25 protein-coding genes, 1 tRNA gene and 1 pseudogene are annotated in these 24,413 nt (G+C 34.4%); 16 read left to right on the plus strand and 11 right to left on the minus strand.

The window, feature by feature from the left end:
• The first annotated feature begins 114 nt into the window (after window positions 1-114).
• The 5 genes from NJT12_RS07390 (at window position 115) to NJT12_RS07410 (ending at window position 4,698) form a co-directional block, all read left to right on the plus strand.
• Window positions 115-648, plus strand: coding sequence for an AAA family ATPase (locus tag NJT12_RS07390; protein ID WP_271335284.1), 534 nt, complete (start codon window positions 115-117; stop codon window positions 646-648).
• Window positions 649-713: 65 nt separating this feature from the next.
• Window positions 714-2,609 (plus strand): RecQ family ATP-dependent DNA helicase, encoded by a 1,896-nt coding sequence (locus tag NJT12_RS07395; RefSeq protein ID WP_271335241.1) that lies wholly within the window; start codon window positions 714-716, stop codon window positions 2,607-2,609.
• A complete protein-coding gene (gene fmt, locus NJT12_RS07400; protein ID WP_271335242.1) occupies window positions 2,609-3,556 on the plus strand; it encodes a methionyl-tRNA formyltransferase in 948 nt (315 codons plus the stop codon). Before NJT12_RS07395 ends, fmt begins: the two co-directional genes overlap by 1 nt.
• A gap of 180 nt (window positions 3,557-3,736) precedes the next feature.
• Window positions 3,737-4,009 carry an HU family DNA-binding protein gene (locus tag NJT12_RS07405; RefSeq protein WP_017498096.1) on the plus strand — a complete coding sequence of 91 codons (273 nt, stop codon included), beginning with the start codon at window positions 3,737-3,739 and terminating at the stop codon, window positions 4,007-4,009.
• 128 nt (window positions 4,010-4,137) lie between these two features.
• Window positions 4,138-4,698 (plus strand): YqgE/AlgH family protein, encoded by a 561-nt coding sequence (locus tag NJT12_RS07410; protein ID WP_072959341.1) that lies wholly within the window; start codon window positions 4,138-4,140, stop codon window positions 4,696-4,698.
• Here the strand turns inward: NJT12_RS07410 and NJT12_RS07415 are convergent.
• Both NJT12_RS07415 and NJT12_RS07420 read right to left on the minus strand, forming a co-directional pair.
• Entirely contained in the window at window positions 4,695-5,534 is an 840-nt protein-coding gene (locus tag NJT12_RS07415; protein WP_271335243.1) for an aminotransferase class IV, read from the minus strand. The two genes, NJT12_RS07410 and NJT12_RS07415, sit on opposite strands and share 4 nt — an antisense overlap.
• 54 nt (window positions 5,535-5,588) lie before the next feature.
• Complete coding sequence (locus tag NJT12_RS07420; RefSeq protein WP_140509532.1) at window positions 5,589-5,981, minus strand: START-like domain-containing protein; 393 nt, start codon at window positions 5,979-5,981, stop codon at window positions 5,589-5,591.
• Window positions 5,982-6,134: 153 nt separating this feature from the next.
• Here NJT12_RS07420 and NJT12_RS07425 point away from each other — a divergent pair.
• The 3 genes and pseudogenes from NJT12_RS07425 to NJT12_RS07435 all read left to right on the plus strand — a co-directional run bounded on the left by NJT12_RS07425 (window position 6,135) and on the right by NJT12_RS07435 (window position 7,156).
• A tRNA-Met gene (locus NJT12_RS07425) sits at window positions 6,135-6,208 on the plus strand.
• A 104-nt stretch (window positions 6,209-6,312) separates the two neighbouring features.
• Entirely contained in the window at window positions 6,313-6,570 is a 258-nt protein-coding gene (locus tag NJT12_RS07430) for a hypothetical protein (protein WP_271335245.1), read from the plus strand.
• A 170-nt stretch (window positions 6,571-6,740) separates the two neighbouring features.
• Window positions 6,741-7,156 (plus strand): annotated as a pseudogene (locus NJT12_RS07435) (helix-turn-helix domain-containing protein).
• 73 nt (window positions 7,157-7,229) lie between these two features.
• On the opposite strand, the gene NJT12_RS07440 reads toward NJT12_RS07435, so the two are convergent.
• Genes NJT12_RS07440 through NJT12_RS07455 form a run of 4 tightly spaced genes read right to left on the minus strand, consistent with a single transcriptional unit; the run spans window position 7,230 to window position 10,483 of the window.
• Entirely contained in the window at window positions 7,230-8,210 is a 981-nt protein-coding gene (locus NJT12_RS07440) for an aldo/keto reductase (RefSeq protein ID WP_271335246.1), read from the minus strand.
• Between the two features lie 26 nt (window positions 8,211-8,236).
• Window positions 8,237-8,635: a nuclear transport factor 2 family protein gene (locus NJT12_RS07445; protein WP_271335247.1), complete on the minus strand. Its 399-nt coding sequence runs from the start codon at window positions 8,633-8,635 to the stop codon at window positions 8,237-8,239.
• The gene (locus NJT12_RS07450; protein ID WP_271335248.1) at window positions 8,622-9,461 is read right to left on the minus strand and encodes an aldo/keto reductase; all 840 of its coding nucleotides are present in this window, start codon (window positions 9,459-9,461) and stop codon (window positions 8,622-8,624) included. The genes NJT12_RS07445 and NJT12_RS07450 overlap by 14 nt, the downstream gene beginning before the upstream one ends.
• Before the next feature lie 44 nt (window positions 9,462-9,505).
• The gene (locus NJT12_RS07455; RefSeq protein WP_271335249.1) at window positions 9,506-10,483 is read right to left on the minus strand and encodes an aldo/keto reductase; all 978 of its coding nucleotides are present in this window, start codon (window positions 10,481-10,483) and stop codon (window positions 9,506-9,508) included.
• A 180-nt stretch (window positions 10,484-10,663) separates the two neighbouring features.
• Between NJT12_RS07455 and NJT12_RS07460 the strand changes: the two genes are divergently transcribed.
• Complete coding sequence (locus NJT12_RS07460) at window positions 10,664-11,560, plus strand: helix-turn-helix domain-containing protein (protein ID WP_271335250.1); 897 nt, start codon at window positions 10,664-10,666, stop codon at window positions 11,558-11,560.
• Window positions 11,561-11,593: 33 nt separating this feature from the next.
• Window positions 11,594-13,174 (plus strand): Na+/H+ antiporter, encoded by a 1,581-nt coding sequence (locus NJT12_RS07465; RefSeq protein WP_271335251.1) that lies wholly within the window; start codon window positions 11,594-11,596, stop codon window positions 13,172-13,174.
• A 41-nt stretch (window positions 13,175-13,215) separates the two neighbouring features.
• On the opposite strand, the gene NJT12_RS07470 is transcribed toward NJT12_RS07465, so the two are convergent.
• From NJT12_RS07470 to NJT12_RS07490, 5 genes are all read right to left on the minus strand, one after another.
• The gene (locus tag NJT12_RS07470; protein ID WP_271335252.1) at window positions 13,216-13,992 is read right to left on the minus strand and encodes a TIGR03915 family putative DNA repair protein; all 777 of its coding nucleotides are present in this window, start codon (window positions 13,990-13,992) and stop codon (window positions 13,216-13,218) included.
• A gap of 199 nt (window positions 13,993-14,191) precedes the next feature.
• Window positions 14,192-15,451 carry a putative DNA modification/repair radical SAM protein gene (locus NJT12_RS07475; RefSeq protein WP_271335253.1) on the minus strand — a complete coding sequence of 420 codons (1,260 nt, stop codon included), beginning with the start codon at window positions 15,449-15,451 and terminating at the stop codon, window positions 14,192-14,194.
• Between the two features lie 348 nt (window positions 15,452-15,799).
• Window positions 15,800-16,525, minus strand: a complete 726-nt coding sequence (locus NJT12_RS07480; protein ID WP_271335254.1) for a siderophore-interacting protein — start codon at window positions 16,523-16,525, stop codon at window positions 15,800-15,802.
• Window positions 16,526-16,604: 79 nt separating this feature from the next.
• Entirely contained in the window at window positions 16,605-17,453 is an 849-nt protein-coding gene (locus tag NJT12_RS07485) for a helix-turn-helix domain-containing protein (protein ID WP_271335255.1), read from the minus strand.
• A 180-nt stretch (window positions 17,454-17,633) separates the two neighbouring features.
• On the minus strand, window positions 17,634-19,496 hold the full coding sequence (locus NJT12_RS07490; protein ID WP_271335256.1) for a TonB-dependent receptor plug domain-containing protein: 1,863 nt from the start codon (window positions 19,494-19,496) through the stop codon (window positions 17,634-17,636).
• A gap of 64 nt (window positions 19,497-19,560) precedes the next feature.
• Between NJT12_RS07490 and NJT12_RS07495 the strand changes: the two genes are divergently transcribed.
• From NJT12_RS07495 to NJT12_RS07520, 6 genes are all read left to right on the plus strand, one after another.
• Window positions 19,561-21,045, plus strand: a complete 1,485-nt coding sequence (locus NJT12_RS07495; RefSeq protein ID WP_271335257.1) for an aminotransferase-like domain-containing protein — start codon at window positions 19,561-19,563, stop codon at window positions 21,043-21,045.
• Window positions 21,046-21,096: 51 nt separating this feature from the next.
• A complete protein-coding gene (locus tag NJT12_RS07500) occupies window positions 21,097-21,660 on the plus strand; it encodes a Crp/Fnr family transcriptional regulator (protein WP_271335258.1) in 564 nt (187 codons plus the stop codon).
• A 66-nt stretch (window positions 21,661-21,726) separates the two neighbouring features.
• Window positions 21,727-22,053: a DMT family transporter gene (locus NJT12_RS07505; RefSeq protein WP_271335259.1), complete on the plus strand. Its 327-nt coding sequence runs from the start codon at window positions 21,727-21,729 to the stop codon at window positions 22,051-22,053.
• A gap of 238 nt (window positions 22,054-22,291) precedes the next feature.
• Window positions 22,292-22,681 (plus strand): hypothetical protein, encoded by a 390-nt coding sequence (locus NJT12_RS07510; protein ID WP_271335260.1) that lies wholly within the window; start codon window positions 22,292-22,294, stop codon window positions 22,679-22,681.
• Between the two features lie 220 nt (window positions 22,682-22,901).
• Window positions 22,902-23,465 (plus strand): DUF6642 family protein, encoded by a 564-nt coding sequence (locus NJT12_RS07515; protein ID WP_271335261.1) that lies wholly within the window; start codon window positions 22,902-22,904, stop codon window positions 23,463-23,465.
• A 3-nt stretch (window positions 23,466-23,468) separates the two neighbouring features.
• Window positions 23,469-24,389, plus strand: coding sequence for an AraC family transcriptional regulator (locus tag NJT12_RS07520; RefSeq protein ID WP_271335262.1), 921 nt, complete (start codon window positions 23,469-23,471; stop codon window positions 24,387-24,389).
• Window positions 24,390-24,413 lie beyond the last annotated feature (24 nt).

Genomic DNA, 24,413 nt, shown 5'->3' on the forward strand with positions numbered 1-24,413 from the left:
ATAACTGATTCCAAACCTCCTAATTCACATAAAATTGCGAAATCGTTCGCTCAAGGCAAAATAATCTTTTTAAATACAATAAGTTTAGGTAAATTTGCGCTTTATTTTAAGAAAGTGCAAAAACAAATCATAGTTCTCATTGGTGGCCCGGGAACGGGAAAATCTACTCTTATTAACGAATTGGTAGCTCGTGGCTACTGCTGTTATCCTGAAATTTCAAGACAAGTTACACTCGAAGCACAACAACGGGGAATTGACCAATTGTTTCTGGAACAACCTTTATTATTTAGCGAAATGTTACTTGAAGGACGCATTAAACAATTCAAAGATGCTCTTGAAGAACCTGATGATGTAGTTTTTATAGATCGCGGTATTCCAGATGTTGTCGCTTATATGGATTATATTGGTGATGATTATCCAGCACATTTTGTAAAGGCGTGCGAGGATTTTAAATACACCAAAACTTTTATTTTACCACCTTGGGAAGAAATTTACGAATGCGATACAGAGCGTTACGAAAATTTTGAACAGGCACTAACAATTCAAAAACACCTTGTTGAAACGTATAAGAAATATGGCTACGACTTAATTGAAGTACCAAAAGATACGGTTGAGAACAGAATTCTTTATATCTTAGATAAAATTTAGGCAGGTGTTTAAAGTTGCAAAACTAGAAACTGATTTCTAAATTTTTTAACTTTAAAATGACACCAATGCCAGAAGCGCAAGAAATTCTTTTAAAATATTGGAAACACGACAGTTTTAGACCGTTGCAAAAGGAGATTATTGACTCGGTTTTGGACGGCCAGGACACTTTTGCCTTACTACCAACCGGTGGCGGGAAATCGATTTGTTTTCAGGTTCCGGCCATGATGCAGGAAGGTATTTGTTTGGTCGTTTCGCCTCTGGTCGCTTTGATGAAAGACCAGGTAGGGAATTTGCAGAAGCGGGAAATTAAAGCCATCGCCCTTACAGGAGGAATTCACACGGAGGAAATCATTGACCTTCTTGACAATTGCCAATACGGAAATTACAAGTTTCTATATCTTTCTCCCGAACGATTACAATCCGACTGGATTTTGGAACGTATCAAAAATCTTCCAATAAACTTAATCGCCATTGATGAAGCACATTGTGTTTCGCAATGGGGACATGATTTTCGTCCTGCTTATTTGAAGATTTCAGAACTTAAAAAACACTTCCCGAAAATTCCATTTTTAGCTTTGACCGCCACAGCAACTCCAAGGGTTATTGAAGATATTAAAACTGAATTAGGACTAAAAGACCCTATACTTTTTCAGCAATCTTTTGAAAGGAAAAATATTGCCTACATGGTTTTTGAAGTTGAAGACAAATTGTACCGTGTAGAGCAAATTTTAAAGAAAAATCCGCAGCCTTCTATTATATATGTCAGAAATAGAAAATCTTGCCTGAATATGTCGACGCAATTGCAATCGTTAGGATTTAAGGCGACTTATTATCACGGTGGACTTTCATCAAAAGAAAAAGACAAAAACATGCAATTGTGGATGTCACAACAATCTCAGGTTATTGTTGCCACGAATGCGTTTGGAATGGGAATCGACAAAGACAACGTAAAAACGGTTATTCATACTCAGCTTCCTGAAAATATAGAAAACTATTACCAGGAATCCGGAAGAGCAGGACGAAATGGAGAAAAAGCATTTTCGGTTGTTTTGACCAACTCATCAGATGGGAATCAAACAGAACAACAATTTTTAAGTATTCTTCCTGATAAAAAATTTCTGAATGCGATGTATATCAAACTTTGCAATTATTTTCAGATTGCTTACGGCGAAGGTCTGGACGAATCATTTTCGTTTAAACTAAATCATTTTTGCCAGAAGTACGACTTCCCTACCCTTAAAACTTACAATGCTTTGCAGTTTTTGAATCAGCAGGGAATTATTACGATGTCTCAGGAATTCTCTGAGAAAATTACAATGCAGTTTTTGATTGAATCAAAAGAAGTAATTCGGTACATGAGCCTGAATTCAAATGACGAAGAAATTATTCTGGCAATTCTGAGAACTTATCCCGGAATTTACGAAATGAAAACTCCGTTTAATATTTCGCTGATTGCAAAAAAATCAAATCATACCGAGGCACAGGTTTCAGCTGTTTTAGACAAACTAAAAGAGAAAGATATTATCGATTATAAAGCAAAAAACAACGACGCTACTATATTATTTAATGAAGTACGCGAAGACAACCTTACCATAAACAGGGTTGCAAAATATCTCGAAAAACAAAATCAACTCAAAAAAGATCAGCTTTTATCTGTCCTGCATTATATAAAGGACAATAAAACATGTAAAAACCGATTGATCCTGGATTATTTTGGAGAAGAAACAATTAAAAATTGCGGAGTCTGCTCGTATTGCATTACCCAAAAGGGAAAAATAACGGAAGCGGATTCGATTGCAGATAAAATCCTGCACTTGTTGAGAACAGCAGCTTTGACTTCGAGAGAGATCGAGGCTAAAATAAAACTAGATACAAAGGATGTAATTTTGGCGCTTCAGGAATTACTTGAAAACAATTACATTATCATTCAGCCTAATAATAAATACACTTTAAAATTATAATGGAAAAATTGAGAATCATATTCATGGGAACTCCGGAATTTGCTGTTGGCATTTTGGACACCATTATCAAAAACAATTACGATGTTGTTGGCGTTATTACCGCTGCAGACAAACCGGCTGGACGCGGACAAAAAATAAAATATTCGGCAGTAAAAGAATATGCACTGGCGAACAATCTTACCTTATTGCAACCCACAAATTTAAAAGATGAAAGTTTTCTTGCCGAATTAAAGGCTCTGAATGCTAATTTACAAATTGTTGTTGCTTTTAGAATGTTACCAAAAGTAGTTTGGGAAATGCCAAGCTTGGGCACCTTTAATCTTCATGCGTCTTTATTACCAAATTATCGTGGCGCTGCACCTATTAACTGGGCTATTATTAATGGAGAAACAAAAACGGGCGTTACCACTTTCTTTATTGATGACAAAATCGACACCGGCGCAATGATCTTAAATTCGGAAATTGCTATTGAACCGGAAGAAAATGCAGGACAATTACACGACCGATTAATGTTGCTAGGAAGCGAAACGGTAATTGAAACTTTAAAGGTTATCGAAAGCGGAAATGTAACAACAACAATCCAGAAAGATGATGCCGAAATTAAAACGGCTTACAAACTCAATAAGGAAAATTGTAAGATCGACTGGACCAAATCCGGAGAAGAAATCAATAATTTAATTCGCGGATTAAGTCCATATCCGGCTTCCTGGTGCTTCTTAAAAGACAAGGAGGAAGAATTAAGTATCAAAATATACGAGGCAAAACTTATTGAGGAATCCCATTCTTATGAAGTTGGAAGCTTGATTAGCAGCAAAAAAGAAATCAAGATCGCGATCAAAGATGGCTTTATTCAGCTTTTAGGTTTGCAATTACCAGGAAAAAAGAGAATGCAAGTTGCCGAATTATTGAACGGTATAACATTTTCTGATAGCACAAAGGTCTATTAAGGTCAGTAAAACAGGGGTTTTTACCTGATTTTGAGCGGAAAACGACTTGCGTTATGAACAAAAAAAGCAAGTTATCAACAATTTTTGCTAAAATTAAAGAAAACACTTGCAAGGAACGGATTTCCTACTAAATTTGTGTATTAACAATTTTTTTTAACCAACAATTAATAACTAATTATTATGAACAAATCAGAATTAATCGATGCTATCGCTGCTGATGCAGGAATCACAAAAGCTGCGGCAAAATTAGCTTTAGAGTCATTTTTAGGAAACGTAGGAGCTACTTTGAAAAAAGGTGGGAGAGTTTCATTAGTAGGTTTTGGATCATGGTCTGTATCTGCTAGAGCTGCAAGAGACGGAAGAAACCCTCAAACAGGAAAAACTATTCAGATTGCTGCTAAAAATGTAGTAAAATTTAAAGCTGGAGCTGAATTAGAAGGTGCAGTGAACTAAGTAAGAAAGTTCTCTAAACTTATAATATAATCAAAACCCTCCCCATGGAGGGTTTTTTTATGCGGTTTAACGATTTTATTTGTGATTTTAAAAATTTTATTATTAAATTTAATAAAAATTGTAGCCGTATGATTTCAGAAAAATTAAAAAAAGGACACCTGCTTATTGCCGAGCCTTCTATAATTGGAGATTTATCTTTTAATAGATCGGTAATTTTATTAGCAGACCATAACAAAGAAGGATCGATAGGTTTTATCATTAATAAGCCATTAAAGTATACTATTAATGATTTAATTCCTGAGATTGATGCCACTTTCAAGATATACAACGGGGGGCCGGTTGAACAAGACAACCTTTATTTTATTCACAATATCCCGGAATTGATTCCAAATAGTGTTGAGATTTCAAATGGGATTTATTGGGGAGGTGATTTCGAATCGACCAAAGACTTAATAAACGACGGATCTATTGGCAAAAACAATATTCGCTTTTTCTTAGGTTATACTGGTTGGGACGAAAATCAGCTTGAGAATGAAATGCAAGGAAACTCATGGATCATCACTGATAATAGTTATAAAAATAAAATTATCGGAAAGTCAACCACCCATTTTTGGAAAGAGCAGATTATTGAGCTCGGAGGCGATTATCTTATTTGGTCGAATGCACCTGAAAATCCATATCTGAATTAATTTTCAGAAATGGATTCATTTAGTTTCTGCACTAATAAATGCGCCAGATTACTTGTAAACTCCTTTTTTCGATACTTAGTTATCGGTTGTATCCCTGTGATTACATTTGTCAGAAATAATTCGTCAGCTTTTTGAAGATCAAATGGCGAAATTATTTCTTCAAGCATTTCTATGCCTTCAACTTTTTTAGCCAGAGCTATTATTTGTTTGCGCATAATTCCGTTCAGACATCCTTCGGAAATTGGCGGAGTGATCAGTTTTTTACCCATAACCATAAACAAATTGCCTTGCAATGCTTCTACAACATTTTTAGTATCGTTTACTAAAATGCAATTGGCAAGACCATTTTCGTGTGCAAAAATGCTTCCCGTAACATTTATCAATTTATTAGTCGTTTTAATAGACGATAATAACTGCTTGGTTACATAGAAGTCTTTATACAAATCAACTTCATATTCGGCAATATTTACAGCATAAGAAACGCTTTCAAGTGCAGTTGCGTGAATTAAATATGAAACTTCATTCGTTTTTGGTAAATACAAACCTCCGTCTTTTCTAAAAACAGTAATTCTTGCTCTGGCTGATGCCGAAATACTTTTTTGATTCACCAGGCTTAAAACCTCTTCTTCAAAATACTCCATTGTAAAGTTCATAGGAATTTCCATTCGAACTACACGCATCGAAGCCATTAACCTAAAATAATGATCTTCAAGAAACAAGATTTTATTATTGACTATTTTTAGCGTTTCAAAAACTCCGTCTCCGTACAAAAAAGCACGATTTTGAGTTAATATATTATCGTCCTGCGCTACTATGTTTCCGTTAAAATTGATCATAAAAAAACCCTGAATTTTGTTCAGGGCAAATATAAGGTATAAAATAGAAATTCACTAAACAGAACCTATAAGATGTTTCAGATCTGAAATCTGATTCTCCCACAATTGTTTAGCTTCTCCTACTTCTTCTTTTTCAGCAAAATCGACTACCATTAATGATACATCTTTTGTTAATTCATCAACCAAAATATGAAGTTCAAAAAAGTATTCAGTATCCTTACTGCTTTCATCAACCCATTTGAATTTTACTTTTTCTCCTGTTTTTTTAGAAGCTAAACGCGCTTTTTCCTGCGAGTCGTTCCAGATAAAAGTGAAAAATTCGCCTCTTGAATTTACATTATCTGCAAACCATTCTGACAAACCTGACGGCGTTGATATATATTGATACAATAATTGCGGCGAAGAATTTATGGGAAACTCGATTTCGTAACGTATTTTTGACTCCATGTGCTACTTTTAATTTTTTGGAAATATAAGAATATATGTCCAAAAACAATGCATTTTTAAAAAAATTATTTTTTCTTCATTTTATTCTTGTAAGCTTTAATAATATTTCTATCTTTGCACCCGCAATGAGGAACACGGTTCACTTGCAATCTTGGCGAGGTAGCTCAGTTGGTTAGAGCGCAGGATTCATAACCCTGAGGTCACGGGTTCAACTCCCGTCCTCGCTACATAAAAACAAAACCCTAATCATCAATTGATTAGGGTTTTTTTATTGTAGTTTTGTTTAAAAAACTTCATAAGAACATCTCAAATATCTAAAAAAGAAGCAACAATGGATATAGTTAAATTTAAAATCACATCAAAAACGATAAAAGTAGAAGTACGCAATTCGAATAACTACGTTTTTAATTTTAATACAGCTTTAGAAATTGAAAAAGAAGACAGAGATGTTTTACTAAGACTTTACAACGCATTAGACATTCTTTTTAAGAAAGAAAACACTCCTGAAGTAAAAAACTACATTTCGCCCAACCAAACCAATATACTGGATCAGATTTCTGCCGTTGATGGTTTAGAAGAAGAGGAATAAACAACAAACCTCATAATTCAATATTTTCAAAGCATTACATTGTCTGAAAAATTGTACTTTTTTCAAAACACTACATTTTTATACAATTTTATAAAAATGTATTTTACAGCTAAAGCAATGTGTTTTACCAAACCCGAAAAATTTTAAAGAATTTTAAATATCTTTGAACTATGAGCACAGTAAGAAAACCATATCATATAGGGCGAAAAATTAGCCGTATTCATGAACTGAAAGACCTTAAACAAGAAGCTTTGGTGCAAGCTTTAGGAACGAATCAATAATCAGTTTCGGCTATAGAAAACGGCGAAACTATTGATCAGGAAAAACTTACTGATATCGCAAGGCACTTGGTGTGAGTGTAGAAGTAATTAAAAATTTCTCAGAAGAAAATATGATTAGTTATTTTAATACTTTTAATGATAATAGTATTGCGAACGGACTGGTTAACAATGCAAATCATTGCACTTTCAATCCATTGGAAAAACTAATGGAATCAGTAAAGGAAAACAAAAAACTTTACGAACGTTTATTACAAGCTAAAAAAGTTAAAATCGAATATTTAGAAAAATTATTAAAAGACAAATAGTTTTACTTTGTAAATCAATTTTCATATAAAAACAAACCCCTTAAATAATTACTATTTAAGGGGTTTGTTTATTTTATTTACCTACTGCTTTTTGCAAATGAGCCGGGTATCTATCTCCTTGTATTGTGGTTTGAGCAAAAGCATCGTCAATTTTTTTAACGTCTTCTGTCGATAAATTAATTGAGGCTCCACCAATATTTTCTGTTAATCGGTGTGATTTTGTTGTTCCCGGAATTGGTACAATCCAAGGTTTTTGTGCCAATAACCAACCTAAGGCAATTTGCGCTGGAGTTGCTTGCTTTTGAGAAGCAATTATCGCCAGTAAATCAACTAATTTCTGATTTGCTTTTCTGTTTTCTTCACTAAAACGAGGCAAAGTACTTCTAAAGTCCGTAGACTCAAAGCTTGTGTTTTCAGTAATCGCTCCGGTTAAAAAACCTCTTCCTAACGGGCTAAATGATACAAAACCAATTCCTAATTCTTCTAGTGCCGGCAAAATTTCTAATTCCGGTTCTCTCCACCAAATCGAATATTCGCTTTGCAAAGCTGTTACAGGTTGAACTGCGTGCGCTTTTCTAATAGAGGTCACGCTAGCTTCAGACATTCCAAAGTATTTTACTTTTCCTTCTTGTATTAGATCTCTTACCGTTCCGGCCACATCTTCTATTGGCACATTTTGATCTACTCTGTGTTGGTAAAACAAATCAATAACATCAGTTTTCAAACGTCTTAAAGATTCCTCGGCAACGGCCCTGATGTTTTCTGGTCGGCTATCTTGTCCGTTAAGTGCATTTCCTCCTTTAAAACCAAACTTTGTCGCAATAACAACTTCTTTTCTAAAGGGACTTAAAGCTTCTCCTACCAGTTCTTCGTTGGCAATTCCGTAAGCTTCGGCAGTATCAAAAAAGTTAATTCCCTGCTCGTGTGCTTCTCTGATTATTTTTATTGCCTGTTGTTTTTCTATCACCGCACCATAAGCAAAACTCAATCCCATACAACCTAATCCCAGTGCAGAAACTTCTAATCCTTGTGTTCCTAATATTCTCTTTTCCATAATTTCATTTTTTATATTAATTTTATTCAAAAAGTGGTAGCTACCGATTTTAGTATAATCCACTTTCCTTTTCGTTTTTCCAATTGCATTGTTTGCTGTAAACGCCAATTATTTCTGGTTCCCCAAATTCTGGCATCTAAAATGTTCTGACCAACAAACACCGCTTTATCTCCATCAATTGTTACTGAAGTTTTAACTTCCTGAAAGGAGTAATATTTCATTCGCTCACTTTCAATTTCAGAAAACCATTCTTCTTTTGACTGCACATATCCCGTAATATGTGTGAGCGTAAAGTTTGCATCCAAAATAGCATTGATTTCTATTGTATTCCTTTCAATCATCAACTGTGTCAATTGGCGCGTTATCTCCAGAATTTGCGATTTATTATCTGCTGTTTTATCCGTTTCCACACTATCGACTACCAATCCATTTTACAATTTCAGGATCGCGATGATCGAAGAAAACACTTTTTTTAGTATCTAAAATCGAAATTACATCCATATCTTCTAAAGATAATTCAAAATCAAAAATATCAATATTTTCAGCAATTCTTTCTTTTTTAACTGATTTCGGAATCGCCACAACTTCTCTCTGGATCAACCAGCGCAAGATAATTTGTGCCACACTTTTATTGTATTTACCCGCTATTGAAACCAATAATTTGTTGGTAAACATATTATTTCGACCTTCTGCAAATGGTCCCCAACTTTCTATTTGCACTTTGTTTTCTTTCAAAAAATTTTGTGTCTCAATTTGCTGATGAAAAGGATGTGTCTCAATTTGATTAACAGCCGGAACTATTTTGTTATGAATAATCAGATCCAGCAAACGGTCCGGATAAAAATTACTTACGCCAATAGCTTTTATTCTCCCCTCTTCATATAATTCTTCCATTGCGCGCCATGAACCGTAAACATCTCCATAAGGCTGATGAATTAAATACAAATCAAGATACTCTAATTGTAGTTTTTCTAACGAAGTTTCAAACGCTTTTTTAGTTTTTTCGTAACCTGTGTCTGAAACCCAAAGTTTTGTAGTAATAAACAAATCTTCACGTGGCACTCTGCTTTTTTGAATGGCTTTCCCTACCGCTTCTTCATTACCGTAAGCCGTAGCGGTATCAATTAATCTATAACCTGCTTCGATAGCATTTAGCACACTTTTTTCACATTCGTCAGCATCTGGAATTTGATAAACCCCAAATCCTAACAATGGCATTTCGAGACCGTTATTTAAAATAATATTTTTCATTTTATATAATTTATAGTAGTTAAAAAAAGTTAAGAGCTTTCTATTTATTCTTCAGATAAACCGAGTAATCCTCCATTAAGTCTTGCTCCCTGAAAAGTTATTTTTGCAAGTCCTTCTTCTATTTCCTGTAAATCTTTTATCGAAAGTTCGACAGCTGCAGATTTAATATTATCATCTAAATATTCTATTTTATCCATTCCGGGAATTGGCACTATAAAAGGCTTTTGAGCTAATAACCACGCCAAGGCTATTTGCACAGGTGTGGCATTATTTCTATTAGCAATTTTTGTCAGCAACTCCACAACAGGCATATTTGCTCTAATGGCTTCCGAAGTAAAACGTGGGAAAGCAGCACGTAAATCTGTATCGCTGTCAAATTTGGTGTCCGGCGTAATTTTACCTGTCAAAAAACCAGTACCAATTGGCCCCCACGGCACAAAACCAATTCCTAATGCGTCACATAATGGCAAAACTTTTACTTCCGGCTCTCTTGTCCAGATCGAATACTGGTTCTGAACTGCTGAAACCGGCTGAATCTCATGGGCACGCTGAATCGTTTCTGCACCCGCTTCTGAAAGTCCAAAGTATTTTACTTTTCCTTCCTGAATCAAATCTTTTATGGTTCCTGCAACATCTTCGATTGGCACATTTGGATCTACACGATGTTGGTATAATAAATCAATATAATCTGTTTGTAATCGTTTTAAGGAGGCTTCAACCACTTTGCGAATGTGTTCCGGTTTGCTGTTAATTCCGGTATCCGAAATCATTCCGAATTTTGTTGCAATAACAACTTCTTTTCGAAAAGGTTTCAATGATTCTCCTACTAACTCTTCGTTTGTAAAAGGTCCGTAAGCTTCTGCAGTATCAAAAAAAGTGATTCCTTTTTTATATGCTGAACGAATTACTTTAATTCCTTCGTTTATATCAACTGCTTTTCCTGTTCCAAAACTCAGGTTCATACATCCCATTCCTAATGCAGAAGCTTCTAATCCTTGTGTTCCTAATATTCTTGTTTTCATATTGCTTTTTTTTTGACTAAATTGTCTATCATCTTGTCAATACAAAGTTCATTCAATATTAAAAGCTTTCTTTTATACAAATTACTGTTATTAATACCATTTTTACTGATTAGAATTATCACGCTAAGTTATTAATAATCTGAGTAGTATATTTGCATTAATAATTTTAAAAGTCGCATCATGGATCCTATTATAAAACTCGAAAAAATCGCTCAGTACAATCAATTAAAAGGTATTGAAACGCAACATCCTTTAATAAGTGTTTTTGATAACTCTGCAACAAAAGCATTACCCAATCATACGCGCATGCATTTTGGGTTTTATGCCATATTCCTGAAGGCCGGAAATTGCGGCGAATTAAAATATGGCCGCAATAATTATGATTATGATGATGGTACAATGGTGTTTGTTTCGCCCGGACAAGTTATTGAAGTAAATAACCCCGAAGATTATCATCCTACAGGATTAGCGATTCTATTTCATCCTGATCTGATAAAAGGCACTTCGCTGGCAAAAAACATGAGTCAGTATTCTTTCTTTTCTTATGAATCGCATGAAGCTCTTCATTTATCTTTAAAAGAACAGCAAATAATAAAAGATTTATTTAGTAAATTACAATACGAATTAAGCCAGTCTATTGATAAACATAGCAAAAGCATTATAAGTAATAATATAGAGTTGTTACTAAATTATTGTGTTCGCTTTTATGACAGACAATTCATTACCAGAGAAAATATTAATACTGACGTTTTATCAAAATTTGAAAATTTATTACAGGATTATTTTCAATCTGAAAGCGCACAAGATACAGGTTTACCTTCGGTGGGATATTTTGCAGATCGTTTGCATCTTTCGGCTAATTATTTTGGCGATTTAATAAAAAAAGAAACAGGCAAATCAGCTCAGGAACACATTCAGTTAAAGTTGATAAATGTGGCGAAAGAACGAATTTTCGATACTGATAAATCAGTCAGTCAAATTGCGTTTGAACTGGGTTTTAAATATCCACAGCACTTTAATAGAATGTTTAAAAAGAATACGGATTTTACACCAATTGAATACAGAAATTTAAACTAAAAAATCATAAACCAAATTTCATAAACCACAAGAATGCTAGAGAATTTCCCTTTTTATTTAGGTTTGTTAATTGTTATTTTATTACTGATTATGTTGGCCAATAAAATAAAAGTAGCTTATCCGATATTGTTGGTATTGGCCGGATTGGCAATCAGCTTTATCCCAAAGGTGCCTTTAATACAAATCGAACCTGATTTAATATTCTTTATATTTCTGCCTCCTTTACTGTACGAAGCGGCCTGGACGGTTTCATGGAAAGAAATGTGGCGCTGGCGACGCATTATTACCAGTTTTGCCTTTGTAGTTGTTTTTGTTTCGGCATTATCTGTTGCCTTAGTTGCTAATTATATTATTCCCGGATTTTCATTGGCGCTTGGTTTTGTTTTGGGCGGAATTGTATCTCCTCCGGATGCAGTAAGTGCCGGTGCTATTTTGAAATTTGTAAAAGTACCCAAAACTATTTCATCAATTTTAGAAGGCGAAAGTTTGCTGAATGACGCCTCTTCTTTAATTATTTTCAGATTTGCAATGATTGCCGTTGCAACAGAGCAATTTATATTTTATAAAGCCGCCGTTAGTTTTAGCTGGATGATTTTTGGCGGAGTTGGAATTGGGTTATTAATTGGCTGGCTTTTTATGAAAGCGCACAAATATTTGCCTACAGATGCAAATGTCGATATTGTTTTGTCTTTGCTTACACCCTATATTATTTATCTGGCTGCCGAAGAAGTTCATAGTTCCGGTGTATTGGCCGTAGTATGTGGCGGATTGCTTTTGTCTAATAACCGACACCGATTTTTGAGCAGTAAATCTCGTTTGCAGGGCATCAATGTTTGGCAAAGCCTTACTTTTATTCTGAATGGTTTTGTGTTTATGCTGATTGGCTTAGATCTGCCACAAATTACAAACGGTCTTAAAGTCGAAGATGTTAGCATTTCGTCCGCAATTGGTTATGGCGTTCTGATAACATTTGTCTTAATAATCAGTAGAATGATATCTTCTTACGGAGCCGTTTTGGTGACGCTTGTTGCACGAAATTTTATCACGGTTGCTGACAGCAGAAATCCCGGTTATAAAACTCCGTTTATACTGGGCTGGACGGGAATGAGAGGTGTTGTATCATTGGCTGCTGCCTTATCTATACCTGTTTATCTTAATAATGGCAACGGTTTTCCGCAACGGAACCTCATCTTGTTTATCACGTTTATCGTTATTCTTTTAACTCTGGTAATTCAGGGACTCACATTGCCTTATTTTATTAAAAAAATCAATCTTACTGATATGTATGATCCTCTGCCAAAAGAAGAAGCTCATAATAACCTGCGCCACGAATTAGCCGAATTTGCTTTAGATTATCTAAAGAGTAATTACAGCGATCAGATCGAAAGCAATTCTTCGCTACAGCATCTTATCCAGAAATGGGAACAATACAGCAATGGCATTGATGACGAACAAATAGGAAAAGAACTTAAAGTAATCTATCTCGACTTATTAGACAAGCAAAGGCAATGGCTGATTAATAAAAACAAAGAAGATCAAACTCTTGATGAAACCATTATAAGACGACAAATGCATTATTTAGATATCGAAGAAGAGAAACTAAGGTATATTTAGCATTAATTTTACTGCTATTTCACCTCGAAATTGGTCATTATTTATTTTTTGAAATCAGGAATTTTCTCGGTCAAATTCTTCCAATATCGTTTTGGCATATGCTGAAGATGAAGTCGCATGTTCTTTCTCGATTCAATATTGACACTGCTGAAATAACGTTTCCAAAGATTTTGAAAAAATTCTTCCTTTTCGTCACAGATTTCAGTTAAGAATTTCGAAGAAGCAGCTTCCGGATTGAATTGCAATTGTACGGTTGCAACATTTTCGAGGTCATAATAAATTCCATATTTGCGCTTTGCATCATATATTAACCAACGCTGATCTGCGTAACGGTTTTTAAAATGGCTTTCTATAAGTGGTAACACATCACAATCCGGCTCAACAATGGCATAATACAATTGATCTTTGGTTAATTTGAACCGCACAAATGCTTCCATTCGGTGACTTTCTTTGCCCGTTAATCGAGCCGCCTTTTTTATATCTAAAACTGTACTGTTGCTTAAATCTCTTTCTATATTTATTGAACTGGCGAGTACATATTTTACAAACTGAAACATTGTTTCCTCTATCTGATTTACTTCTGATAAAAAAGCTTTGTAAATATTCGAAATTCCTTCTGCCGACAGGCGTTTTTGTAAACCACTTAAAACGCGCTTTGCTTTGTCAGGATCTGTTGTTACAAAATGAGTGGTTGAAAAAAGCAAAGAATTAGAAACTTCGTTTTTTACAAAAACAATATCGCCAAGCTTATATTCGTAAATTTCAAATACAGCTGTGAGCCATCCTTCATAAGTTGCGTCATAAATTACTTGTGTCATTTAATTTAATTCAGTTATTACAATTACTTCGTATGTTCGCTTGCACGAAATTAAACACATAGAAACATAGATTTATATCTAAAAAAGAAATACATTTCTTTCGCGTAGCTATGTGCATTTTAATCAAGTGCAACGATTTATTTAATAAAAAAAGGCTACGTTTCTATGTTTTAAAAATTACAGCATGACATTTAATCAACTAAAATAAAGCAAGTTGATTTGAGAAATCATTTTTATACTTACTCTTTTGAGAATTTAAAATCTGACTTTTGATTTGTATAGAAGTTAAATCTTTCTGCATTTGAAACGGTGTTGCAAATGCCAGAAAATATTTGGCACGGGTATAAGCAATTCCTAACTTTTGCAAATCCTGTGGCATCAGTTTTTTAAATTGTCTTGCAGCGACTATTTTAGTGGCACTTAAAAAACCAATACCGGGAATGCGTTTTATAAGTTCTAAATCTGCGGTGTTTATATCTACAGGAAATTGATTCAGATTTCGCAAAGCCCATCCTAGTTTAGGATCAATATCCAGATCGAGATTTGGTTGATTGAACCCAACAATCTCATTTACATTAAATCCATAATATCGTATTAGCCAATCGGCCTGATACAAACGGTTTTCGCGTATAATAGGAACCGGTGTTCCAATTGCAGGAAGACGATTGTCATTACTTATTGGCACATATCCGGAATAATACACACGTTTCATATTCATTTGCTGATAGAAATAATCTGCCATGCCCAATATTTCAAGATCACTCTCTTTTGTTGCACCAATAACCATTTGGGTACTTTGACCTGCAGGAGCAAAAAGCGGCGCTTTGTAATTGAGTTTTTTTTCTTCCCGATAACCAACAATTTCATTCTTGAGGTATTCCATGGGTTTGATCACGTCGATATGATTTTTATCCGGCGCCAGTAATTTAAGGCTTTGTTCTGTTGGCATTTCGACATTTACACTCAGACGGTCGGCATACATTCCGGCTTCTTTCAACAATTGGTCACTAGCTCCGGGAATCGCTTTAAGGTGAATATAACCATTAAAATTGTGCTCTAATCGTAATTTCTTCGCTATTCGAACCAAGCGTTCCATTGTATAATCGGCATTGTCAAAGATGCCGGAACTCAAAAAAAGTCCTTCTATATAATTTCTTCTGTAAAAACCGATAGTAAGATCAACCACCTCATCTACTGTAAAAGCAGCACGTTTTATATCGTTGCTTTTTCGGCTTACACAATATGCACAGTCAAAAATACAATGATTGGTCAGCAGGATTTTCAGTAAAGAGACGCAACGTCCGTCTTCGGTAAACGAATGACAAATGCCATATCCTTTAGAATCTCCCAATCCTTTGTCTTTATTCTTTCTATTGCTTAAAGCTGATGAACATGATACGTCATATTTTGCAGCATCGGCCAATATGCCCAACTTCTCCATCACTCTTTCATGTACCATTTTGAACCTTTTTAGTGGTTAAGGAATTAAATTTGTTTGACCTCAAAACTACTATTTTGCGATACAAAAATCCTGAAATCCGTTGTTCTAAATTGTACCAAATTTCAATAAGACAATCTCAACTCACTTTCAACTACAATAATAACCCACTGATTATAAAAACTTTAATACGTAGAAAAATAGCTTTACTTGCTTAAAAAAGGCGTTTCATTTATTTAAAACACACATAACTATATATCGAGAAGAAATATATTTCTTTTTGTCTCTGCGACACATAAAATCTATGTTTCTATGTATTTATTTTTTCAAGGCCCAAACGAAGAATCATCCAAACCAGTTAATAATAAATCAAAGTCCAATTTTTCCTTCTGCCCAATACGGCTGCGTATAGATTTTTTTATTTAGAACACCTTTTTCTTTTAAGACTTTTCTAAAGGCCTGAATTGACTTCGCATTTCCCATTAAATAAAATTGTCCATGCTGCCATAAATCCCAAATTTTAGGATCTAATTTATTCAGCATTTCGATTGCAAATTCGGCTTTTATGTTTGTTTTTTGCACGATATCCACTTCAAGTCCCAACATCTTTGGGATTTCAGCGGTACTTGCATCTAATTCTAAAATGCCTAAATAATTATTTTCGCCGGCATTAATTTCGTCTTTGATACTTTTAAAAACGCTGATACAAGTTTCATCTCCATAAAAGAAATGATACTTTTCTTCCTTTTTAAAAAACTCAAAACCTCGCGGTAATCCCACTGTTACCTGATCATTGGGTTTTAAGTTTTCTACAAAATAACTTCCGGGACCGTTTTTATGAATATGAAAAATAACTTCAAACCATCCTTGTGCACTATTCCATTTACTGGGCGTGTAATTGCGATAATTTGTATCATCTATTCTAATGACTATGGCTTGTCCTATTTTAAAATTAATGTGGGGAAAATGACCTCTGAACTGGATCATTTTTACATTTTCGCTGAGCATTTTAGTCGCTGCAACGCTTACTTTGCAAATCTTGCTAGTAAACGCCAGTTCCATAAAATCTCCAATAATCTTGGGCATCGAATTCATAATGGTATGTTTTAATTTCGATACAAAATTGAAACTAAAACAAAAAGAATTAATTGAAGAAGAAATAGGGATGATTGGACTATTCGCGGAATTTTAACCGGAAGGCTAAAGGTGTTTCACCGTTTATTTTTTTAAACAATCTGGAGAAATAAGTATGATCCTCAAATCCTAACATAAAAGCGATTTCCTTTACATCATTATCTGTGTAGTACAATAATCGTTGCGCTTCTAAAATCATGGCGTTCTGAAGCCAATACGTTACCGATTTTCCCGTCGCAACATTCACACAATAATTTAAATGCGAAGTGGTGACATTTAATTTTTCAGCAAAGAAAGAGGGACTTTCTAAAAAAGTAAAATCAGATAGTAATTTTTTAAAATTAGAATAAATCTGTACCGCTTGATTTTTAATTTCCGTTGTTAACTTATTTGATTCTGAATATATATTTACAAAACGATAGACCAAAGCACTAAAAAGACCATTGACAATAGGTGTTTTATTCGAAGTACTATTTTCAAAAGAACGGTGTAGCAACGACACCGTTTCTAAAACATCTTTCTTCTGAAATTTATCAATTTTACTGACCTGATTCGCAATTTTCAAGTTCTGAAAAACGGTAGCACAATTATTCGGAATTAAAAATGGTGCCACACCTATGTAATATCCGGCAGCATCAGGCGAAATAAATTGTGGCGAATGAATTTGAAATGGCTTAATAACGACAACACTTTGAGCATTTATCTTTACATCTACCATATCACATTTCATGATGACTTTTCCTTTTGTGAGCACAAAAAAAATATAAAAATCATCCCGATGTGCTCCTAATTTTTTTATAACATCAGAATCTTTTACTAATACAGATAACTCACCAATATAGATCCCTCCTACTGCTTCTGATCTCTGGTTGTAAATAGGAATTTTCAAGTTTGAATCTTTTTTAAAATTATAAGTACGTAAACTTTATGACGGATGATGTTATACAAACTTAGAAAATTAATTCTAAAATGATTTTCAATATTCTTTAATAGGCCTGGAAATACAAAAAGCCTTTAACCACAAACGGATTAAAGGCTTTTATTTCTTTATCTAAAATATTAGTGAAGCTTAGAAAGTCACAAATTTCACTCCTAAACTAAACCATCTCGAAGGAAGAGGAACTGCTCCTACTTCATAATATGTGGTATTGAAGATGTTTTGTGCATCGACATAAACTGTTACTTTTTTGATCGCCTGACTTACTCTAAAATCATTTACCCAATAAGATGGTCCGGTTACTCTCTGACTGAAACGAGTCGCAAATAAAGCAGTAAAATTTTTATGCTGAAAATCTATTGTATTGGTTATTTGATGTTCTAATGATGAAACCAGATATTTAGAATAAACTACCGGAATAACATCCTGAAATTTGAAATCTAAATACGAATACGCCAGATTGATATTTAATCTCGAATTCGCAGAAAAGTGTGTACTATAATTGGTACGCAGGTTAAAACCGTTTGTATTCAGATTGCCATAGTTATTACTCTGGTAAGGTTCTGTGGTAACATTTCTGGTCCAGTCGATAAAATTGTTGATTTTTCTATAGAAATAATTGGCATTAAAAGTAAAATCGCGTTTGATGTATTTGAATCCTACTTCGCTCTGAAAAGCATTTTCGGTTTCAAGATTAGGATTTCCTATGTTTCCCGGACGCTGGTTGAGGTATAAATCCGTAAACGAAGGAATACGCTGACTTGTCCCGATGTTCCCTATGATCTTAAAAGCATCTGTTATGGCGTAACTGGCATCAAGCCCAGGATAGACCTGCCATTTGTAATCTGAATTATAATTAAGATAAGCTCCTAAATTTACATCCAGTTTTTCTATAAAAGTGGTTCTGTATTGTAGATAAAGTCCGTAATTTTCACGATTATGTTCTCCAATATTAGACGAACTTATGTCCTCACTTCTTGCTTCTGCACCAAATCCTAGTTCACCATTTTCCATCTTGTACGATGTGTTAACTTCTGCAGCAAATGAATTGGTATAATGCTGGCTTCTTCCGGCATTTAAGTTTGCAATTCCGTAATAGCGGTAGTCGTCATAATTGTATCGGTAACTCAATCTTGGCATCAATGTCCATTTTTCAGACAACTGATGTTTAGATTGTACAGATGCAAATGTAGTTTGCACGACTTCACTTGAATTCTTATCGCCTGGTGCTGCATAAAATCCGTTGGCACCAAAACCGTTATTGATGTAACCAAACGAACTTAAAATTTCATTTTTATCGTTGAGTTGGTAATTACCCTGATAGAATATTTTATTGTTTTCGAAAGCCGTATTGTATCTATATCCGTTGCTTTTATCGTGAGAAGCAAAAAGTGAATGTTGCTGTTTCTCTTTGCTCAAAACACCGCCCACCTGAATTCCGGTACCGTAAAATGTATCTCCGGTATCCTGGGTGTCTTTTTCGAAATTCGATCCTGCATAAGAATTTACCATAAATCCTGATTTTGTTGGCTTTTTGGTAATAATATTAATCGCTCCGGTCAGACTATTAATCCCGTAAGTAAGCGCTGCCGGACCACGAATGATTTCGATTCTCTCGATAACCTCAACCGGAATAGGCAGGTTTAGCATATTGTGTGCCGTTTGGGAATCTATTATTTTAGTTCCGTTCAGAAGAACAACGGTTTGCTCAAAGCTTCCGCCATCAACACTGACGTCAGCCTGACTTCCAAACGGTCCTCTTTGTCTTAGATCAACGCCATTGGCATATTGCAGAATTTCCTGAACAGATCGTCCCGGCAGTTTTGCAATTGTTGCTTTATCAATTACATATACGTTTCTGTTTTTCTTAGATATTGGCGTACTAAACCTATTTTCATGAATAATTACTTCATCAATATTAATGGTATCTTTTTGCACCTGAGCTTGTAAACTAACACATATCAGAGTCAGTGCAGCAAAATAAAGTTTTGTCATTTGTTTTAATTTTTTGCAAAAGTAGTATCTTGCCGTACTACTAATGTGTACCAGTTTTATAAAAATGGATAGTCCGGTTCAAATTCCTTTCAAAAGTTTCATTCAGCTTAAGCCTGAAGAAGCGACTGCTTTATATCTGCAAATCGTTTTTGAATTTATAAAAGCGATACAAATTGGTTTACTTCCTGAGGGCACAAAACTTCCGGGAACCCGCATATTATGCAAACTTTTATGCGTTAACAGAAACACATTGATCAAAGCTTTTCAGGATTTAGAATTACAAGGATGGATTGAAATTTTACCCAATAAAGGAACTTTTATCTTATCTGAAAAACAACAAAAAAACAAGGCGGAATTTACTTCTGAAGAAAACAAAAATGTTGCAAAAGCATCTACAGGTTTTACTTTCAAGCATTCTACTATTCTCGAAAACCCTAAAGAAGTAAGTACTTTGCCTTATCAATTCAACGATGGTTTACCTGATCTGCGACTTGTTCAAACAGATGTGCTGGCAAGATTGTACGTTTCTAAACTAAAGAGACAAAAAAGTACCAAAACTGGCGAACAATTTCAGACACAATCTCATTTCAATTTTAAAACCCAGTTTTCTAATTTTTTAAATCTAACGAGAGGTATTCGGATTTCAACATCAAATTTGCTCACTACAAGCAGTCATGAAATTAGTTTGTATCTGGTTACCAAATTACTTATTTCGCCTGGCGATAAGGTAGTTGTTGCTTCTCCGGGTTACTACATATCAAATATGACATTGTCTGATAGCGGAGCTCAAATTATGACAATACCTGTTGACAAGGAGGGAATCAATACGGAACAACTGAGACAAATTTGCGAGGAACACCAAATCAGGATTTTATATCTTACCTCAAATTACCATTATCCAACGACCACTTCTCTTAGCGCCAAAAGAAGAATGGAGGTATTAGAATTGGCCAATCGTTATGGTTTTGTGATTATCGAAGATGATTATGACTTTGATTTTCATTACGACAATAATCCCGTTTTACCTCTTGCCGCTTTAGATTCAAACGAAAGAGTTGTTTATATCGGATCATTTGGCAGATCATTACCGGCAGGTTTTGGTTATGGTTTTATTGCCGCGCCATCGGCATTTATAAAAGAACTCGAAAAGCATCAAAATATTCTCGAACCGGGAATAGATGTCATCAAAGAACAGGTTTTAACGGAATGGATCAAGGAAGGTGAAGTGCATCGCCTTTCTAAGAAAAATAAAAAGGTATATAAGGAGCGCAGGGATTATTTTATTTTATTATTAAAAGAAAAGTTAGACGGGAGAATCAAATTTCAGATTCCAGTTCGGGGTTTGGCGATTTGGGTAGAATGGCTGGATAATTTTAATTTGATAAAATTACAAAAGCAATGTGCTGCAAATGGATTATTCTTGCCAAAGACGGTTTTATATCAAACCAAAAATCTAACAGCAACACGTTTAGGTTTTGGACATTTAGATGAAACAGAAATGGAGAATGCTGTAGCAATTTTACGCCAATCTCTCGAAGCGATTCTTTAAACAATACAATTAATGCTTTCTAATAATGTCGCATTAAAATAAAAAAATGATATGGAAATAGAACAAATTCTCGATCAAATATACGCATTACCTGAAACTTCAAAATTGAAACTTCAAAATTGTGTGACTGAAATAAATTATCCTAAAGGGCATCTTTTATTGAGGGCTGACAAAATTGAAACGAATATTTATTTTATCCGAAAAGGGATTGCAAGGGCTTATTCTAATCGGGATGATAATGAAGTTACTTTCTGGTTTGGTAAAGAAGGCGATACGGTTTTATCGATGAAGAGTTATGTTGCCAACCAAAAAGGATATGAGGATATCGAACTTTTGGAAGATTGTGAATTGTATGAATTGAAATCTGAAAAGCTGCAAAAGCTCTTTCAGGAAGATATTCATATTGCCAATTGGGGACGAAAGTTTGCAGAAAAGGAATTGGTAAAAACCGAAGAACGCCTTATTTCTCGTCAATTTAGAACTGCTACAGAACGCTACAAAGAACTTCTTATTGATTATCCACATTTAATTCAGCGTGTACAATTAGGTCATATTGCTTCTTATCTGGGCATTTCCCAAGTAAGCCTGAGCAGAATTCGCGCCGACATTAAATAACTTTTATTTTTTAACAAATGTAAAATGCTCTCCGAATCTCTTTTCTAACCTTTGCAAAAAAAAGATATGAACTGGATTATTTTGATTATTGCCGGCTTATTTGAAGTTGGCTTTACTTTGTGTTTAGGAAAAGCAAAAGAAACAACGGGAAACGAAATGTATATGTGGTATACGGGTTTTCTTATTTCTTTAGTTGTTAGTATGGGACTTTTAATGAAAGCAACACAAACTTTACCCCTGGGAACTGCTTATGCTGTCTGGACAGGTATTGGCGCGGTTGGAACTGTTATAATTGGAATTTTAATTTTTAAAGATCCAACGAATTTCTGGCGCCTCTTTTTTATTGCAACTCTTATTGGTTCAATTGTAGGATTAAAAGCGGTATCTCACTAATTTAAAGAAAAAGGATATAGAACAAGCGGGTTAGTAAATACTAATCCGCTTTTTTATGCCGTTATTTAAAACCTCTTTTGAAAATCAGGTATTTATACTTGGTTCCCTAATTATTAAAAAAACGATTTTTGTTTACAAAATGTGACAATCCGTAAGTTATTCTCAATAAACGATTATAAATTAGCAAGACATTTAAGTCAAAAAAATTCATTACACATTTTAACCTAAAAAGATAATCATGAAAAATCTTTGGTGTTGGCGTTGTAAAATAGAAGTTCCTATGCTTGATCAAGAGGAATATAAAGTTGCATCTAAACTGTATCGCAATGGTTTTGAAACAGGAAAGTGCAACATGACGAGAAAGACACGTTTTAAAGACTTACTTGATTATTATAAAGACTTAACAGGATTTGAAGAAACTAATCCTAATGCTATCATGCATCACAGAATTGACTTGTATGGTGCGGCTTGCGAAAATTGTTCTAAACCTTACAGAACTCCCAAAGCTTCTTTTTGTGCTGCATGCGGAAACAAAAAAAAAGCTAATAACTGTACTGAATCTTTACACAAAGAAAAACCAAAATGGTGGCAAAAATTATTGGTTTTGAATAAGGCTGGTTCAAACTGATAAAAAAAATTAATAATCTTTTTTGCAGATTTATTTTTACAGATACCTCTTTCGTTGAAGTTGAAAAGATTGTAATTATAGCAGCGGTGAATCGCTATTTATTTATCCAATGTCAAAAATGCGTTAAAAAACTTTTCGGATAGCAGTTTTTCGACAATAAAAAATACTTTTGTGAGAAAGGAAAAACAAAGACTTATCAGCAACCGGAAAACATAATGGTATGGATTACGAAAAATTCATCTTCTGCCTCGAAGGTGTTCCAGACGTAGACGACGACAGAGCAACTTTAGTGGTACAAAACTTAGAAGAAATTGCAATTGATCAGGGTATTGCCAGTATTTATAAAACCTGCGATACTATCGAAGGATTAGAAGAAAGCTTGAATGTATTGCTTTATGAAGATCATAATTTTAAGGATTATGAAATCATTTATTTGGTTATGCCCGGTGAAGCCAATACGATATGCCTTCATGATTATTACTATAGTTTAGAAGAAATAGCAGAACTTTTTGAGGGGAAAATGAAAGGAAAAATTATTCATTTTGCGAATCTAAAGGTTTTGGACCTCAACAACGAAGAAGCACAATATTTCCTGGACATAACCGGCGCGCGAGCCATTTCCGGTTACGGATCTACTTATAATAAAATTGCCAGTTGCAGCACTATTGACAAAGCCTTTTTTAGTCTCTATCAGGACAATGACGACATTACAGAAGTGGTAGAGGAATTGTACCAAAAACATTATGCTTTGTGCAAATTGCTCGATTTTAGATTGTACTATTAAACGATGAAAAGCAAAACAATCGAAAAGGTAAAAACCTACGAAGCAAAAGGATTCAGGGAGAAGTTTTTGGGCGAAGATAATCCTGCACATTTGCTTTTTAAATCAAATTCTGATCACTTTTTTTGTTTACAAATGAATGAAATAGTGGGTCTGCAATATCCTGTTCCTCCATCTAAACACAGTTGCCATACTTTACTTTTTATTGCATCCGGCAGTCAAACAATGAAAGTGGGATACCAGGAATATCAAACTGTTCCTAATGAAATTATTGTGGTACCGGCAGGTCAGGTTTTTTCGATAAAAAACATTAATAATTCACATACCGGTTATGTCTGTCAATTTCATCCTGATATTTTAATTGGAAAATATGCCAATCGTGAAATATTGAATGATTTTGATTTTCTGAAAATATCCGGAAACCCAAAAGTGAGTTTATCAGCCAATGACACGGCATCAATTATTACGATCTTAAATAGACTGCAAACTGAATATACAGAAACTGAAACAGCCAATCTGGATATTGTACAAGCTTATTTAATTGCCCTGTTTTATGAGATGAATAGAAACACGGTAAAAGCTTCTAAAAATGTGTCGGCAGCAGAAATTCTTACTACTAAATTCAGAGAATTAATTCATCAAAATGTCAAAAATTATCATCAGGTTAGTTATTATGCCTCTCTACTGAATGTGACACCCAATCATCTTAACAAATCTGTTAAAGCTGTCACGAACAAAACAGCGGCTTCATGGATTGATGAAACCATTTTATTAGAAGCCAAATATTTACTTTTTCAAACCTCTCTTTCTGTCAGCCAAATTGCCATGCAGGTGGGTCATGAGGATCATTCTTACTTTAGCAGATTTTTTAAAAAACGCGAGGGCATTACCCCTGTTCAATATCGAAAATTGATTGATAAGTCCTAATTATTGATTAGAGAATCCTATCAA

This window comes from Flavobacterium azizsancarii, assembly GCF_027980145.1.
GTDB classification, from domain to species: Bacteria; Bacteroidota; Bacteroidia; order Flavobacteriales; family Flavobacteriaceae; genus Flavobacterium; species Flavobacterium azizsancarii.

Coding starts and splice junctions, on each gene's coding strand:
- NJT12_RS07395 (WP_271335241.1), top strand. CDS start 714: ATGCCAGAAGCGCAAGAAATTCTTTTAAAATATTGGAAACACGACAGT.
- NJT12_RS07470 (WP_271335252.1), bottom strand. CDS start 13,992: ATGACACAAGTAATTTATGACGCAACTTATGAAGGATGGCTCACAGCT.
- NJT12_RS07515 (WP_271335261.1), top strand. CDS start 22,902: ATGGATTACGAAAAATTCATCTTCTGCCTCGAAGGTGTTCCAGACGTA.
- NJT12_RS07480 (WP_271335254.1), bottom strand. CDS start 16,525: ATGAATTCGATGCCCAAGATTATTGGAGATTTTATGGAACTGGCGTTT.
- NJT12_RS07410 (WP_072959341.1), top strand. CDS start 4,138: ATGATTTCAGAAAAATTAAAAAAAGGACACCTGCTTATTGCCGAGCCT.
- NJT12_RS07405 (WP_017498096.1), top strand. CDS start 3,737: ATGAACAAATCAGAATTAATCGATGCTATCGCTGCTGATGCAGGAATC.
- NJT12_RS07490 (WP_271335256.1), bottom strand. CDS start 19,496: ATGACAAAACTTTATTTTGCTGCACTGACTCTGATATGTGTTAGTTTA.
- NJT12_RS07505 (WP_271335259.1), top strand. CDS start 21,727: ATGAACTGGATTATTTTGATTATTGCCGGCTTATTTGAAGTTGGCTTT.
- NJT12_RS07495 (WP_271335257.1), top strand. CDS start 19,561: ATGGATAGTCCGGTTCAAATTCCTTTCAAAAGTTTCATTCAGCTTAAG.
- NJT12_RS07450 (WP_271335248.1), bottom strand. CDS start 9,461: ATGAAAAATATTATTTTAAATAACGGTCTCGAAATGCCATTGTTAGGA.
- NJT12_RS07420 (WP_140509532.1), bottom strand. CDS start 5,981: ATGGAGTCAAAAATACGTTACGAAATCGAGTTTCCCATAAATTCTTCG.
- NJT12_RS07455 (WP_271335249.1), bottom strand. CDS start 10,483: ATGAAAACAAGAATATTAGGAACACAAGGATTAGAAGCTTCTGCATTA.
- NJT12_RS07460 (WP_271335250.1), top strand. CDS start 10,664: ATGGATCCTATTATAAAACTCGAAAAAATCGCTCAGTACAATCAATTA.
- NJT12_RS07500 (WP_271335258.1), top strand. CDS start 21,097: ATGGAAATAGAACAAATTCTCGATCAAATATACGCATTACCTGAAACT.
- NJT12_RS07465 (WP_271335251.1), top strand. CDS start 11,594: ATGCTAGAGAATTTCCCTTTTTATTTAGGTTTGTTAATTGTTATTTTA.
- NJT12_RS07475 (WP_271335253.1), bottom strand. CDS start 15,451: ATGGTACATGAAAGAGTGATGGAGAAGTTGGGCATATTGGCCGATGCT.
- fmt (WP_271335242.1), top strand. CDS start 2,609: ATGGAAAAATTGAGAATCATATTCATGGGAACTCCGGAATTTGCTGTT.
- NJT12_RS07510 (WP_271335260.1), top strand. CDS start 22,292: ATGAAAAATCTTTGGTGTTGGCGTTGTAAAATAGAAGTTCCTATGCTT.
- NJT12_RS07415 (WP_271335243.1), bottom strand. CDS start 5,534: ATGATCAATTTTAACGGAAACATAGTAGCGCAGGACGATAATATATTA.
- NJT12_RS07440 (WP_271335246.1), bottom strand. CDS start 8,210: ATGGAAAAGAGAATATTAGGAACACAAGGATTAGAAGTTTCTGCACTG.
- NJT12_RS07430 (WP_271335245.1), top strand. CDS start 6,313: ATGGATATAGTTAAATTTAAAATCACATCAAAAACGATAAAAGTAGAA.
- NJT12_RS07520 (WP_271335262.1), top strand. CDS start 23,469: ATGAAAAGCAAAACAATCGAAAAGGTAAAAACCTACGAAGCAAAAGGA.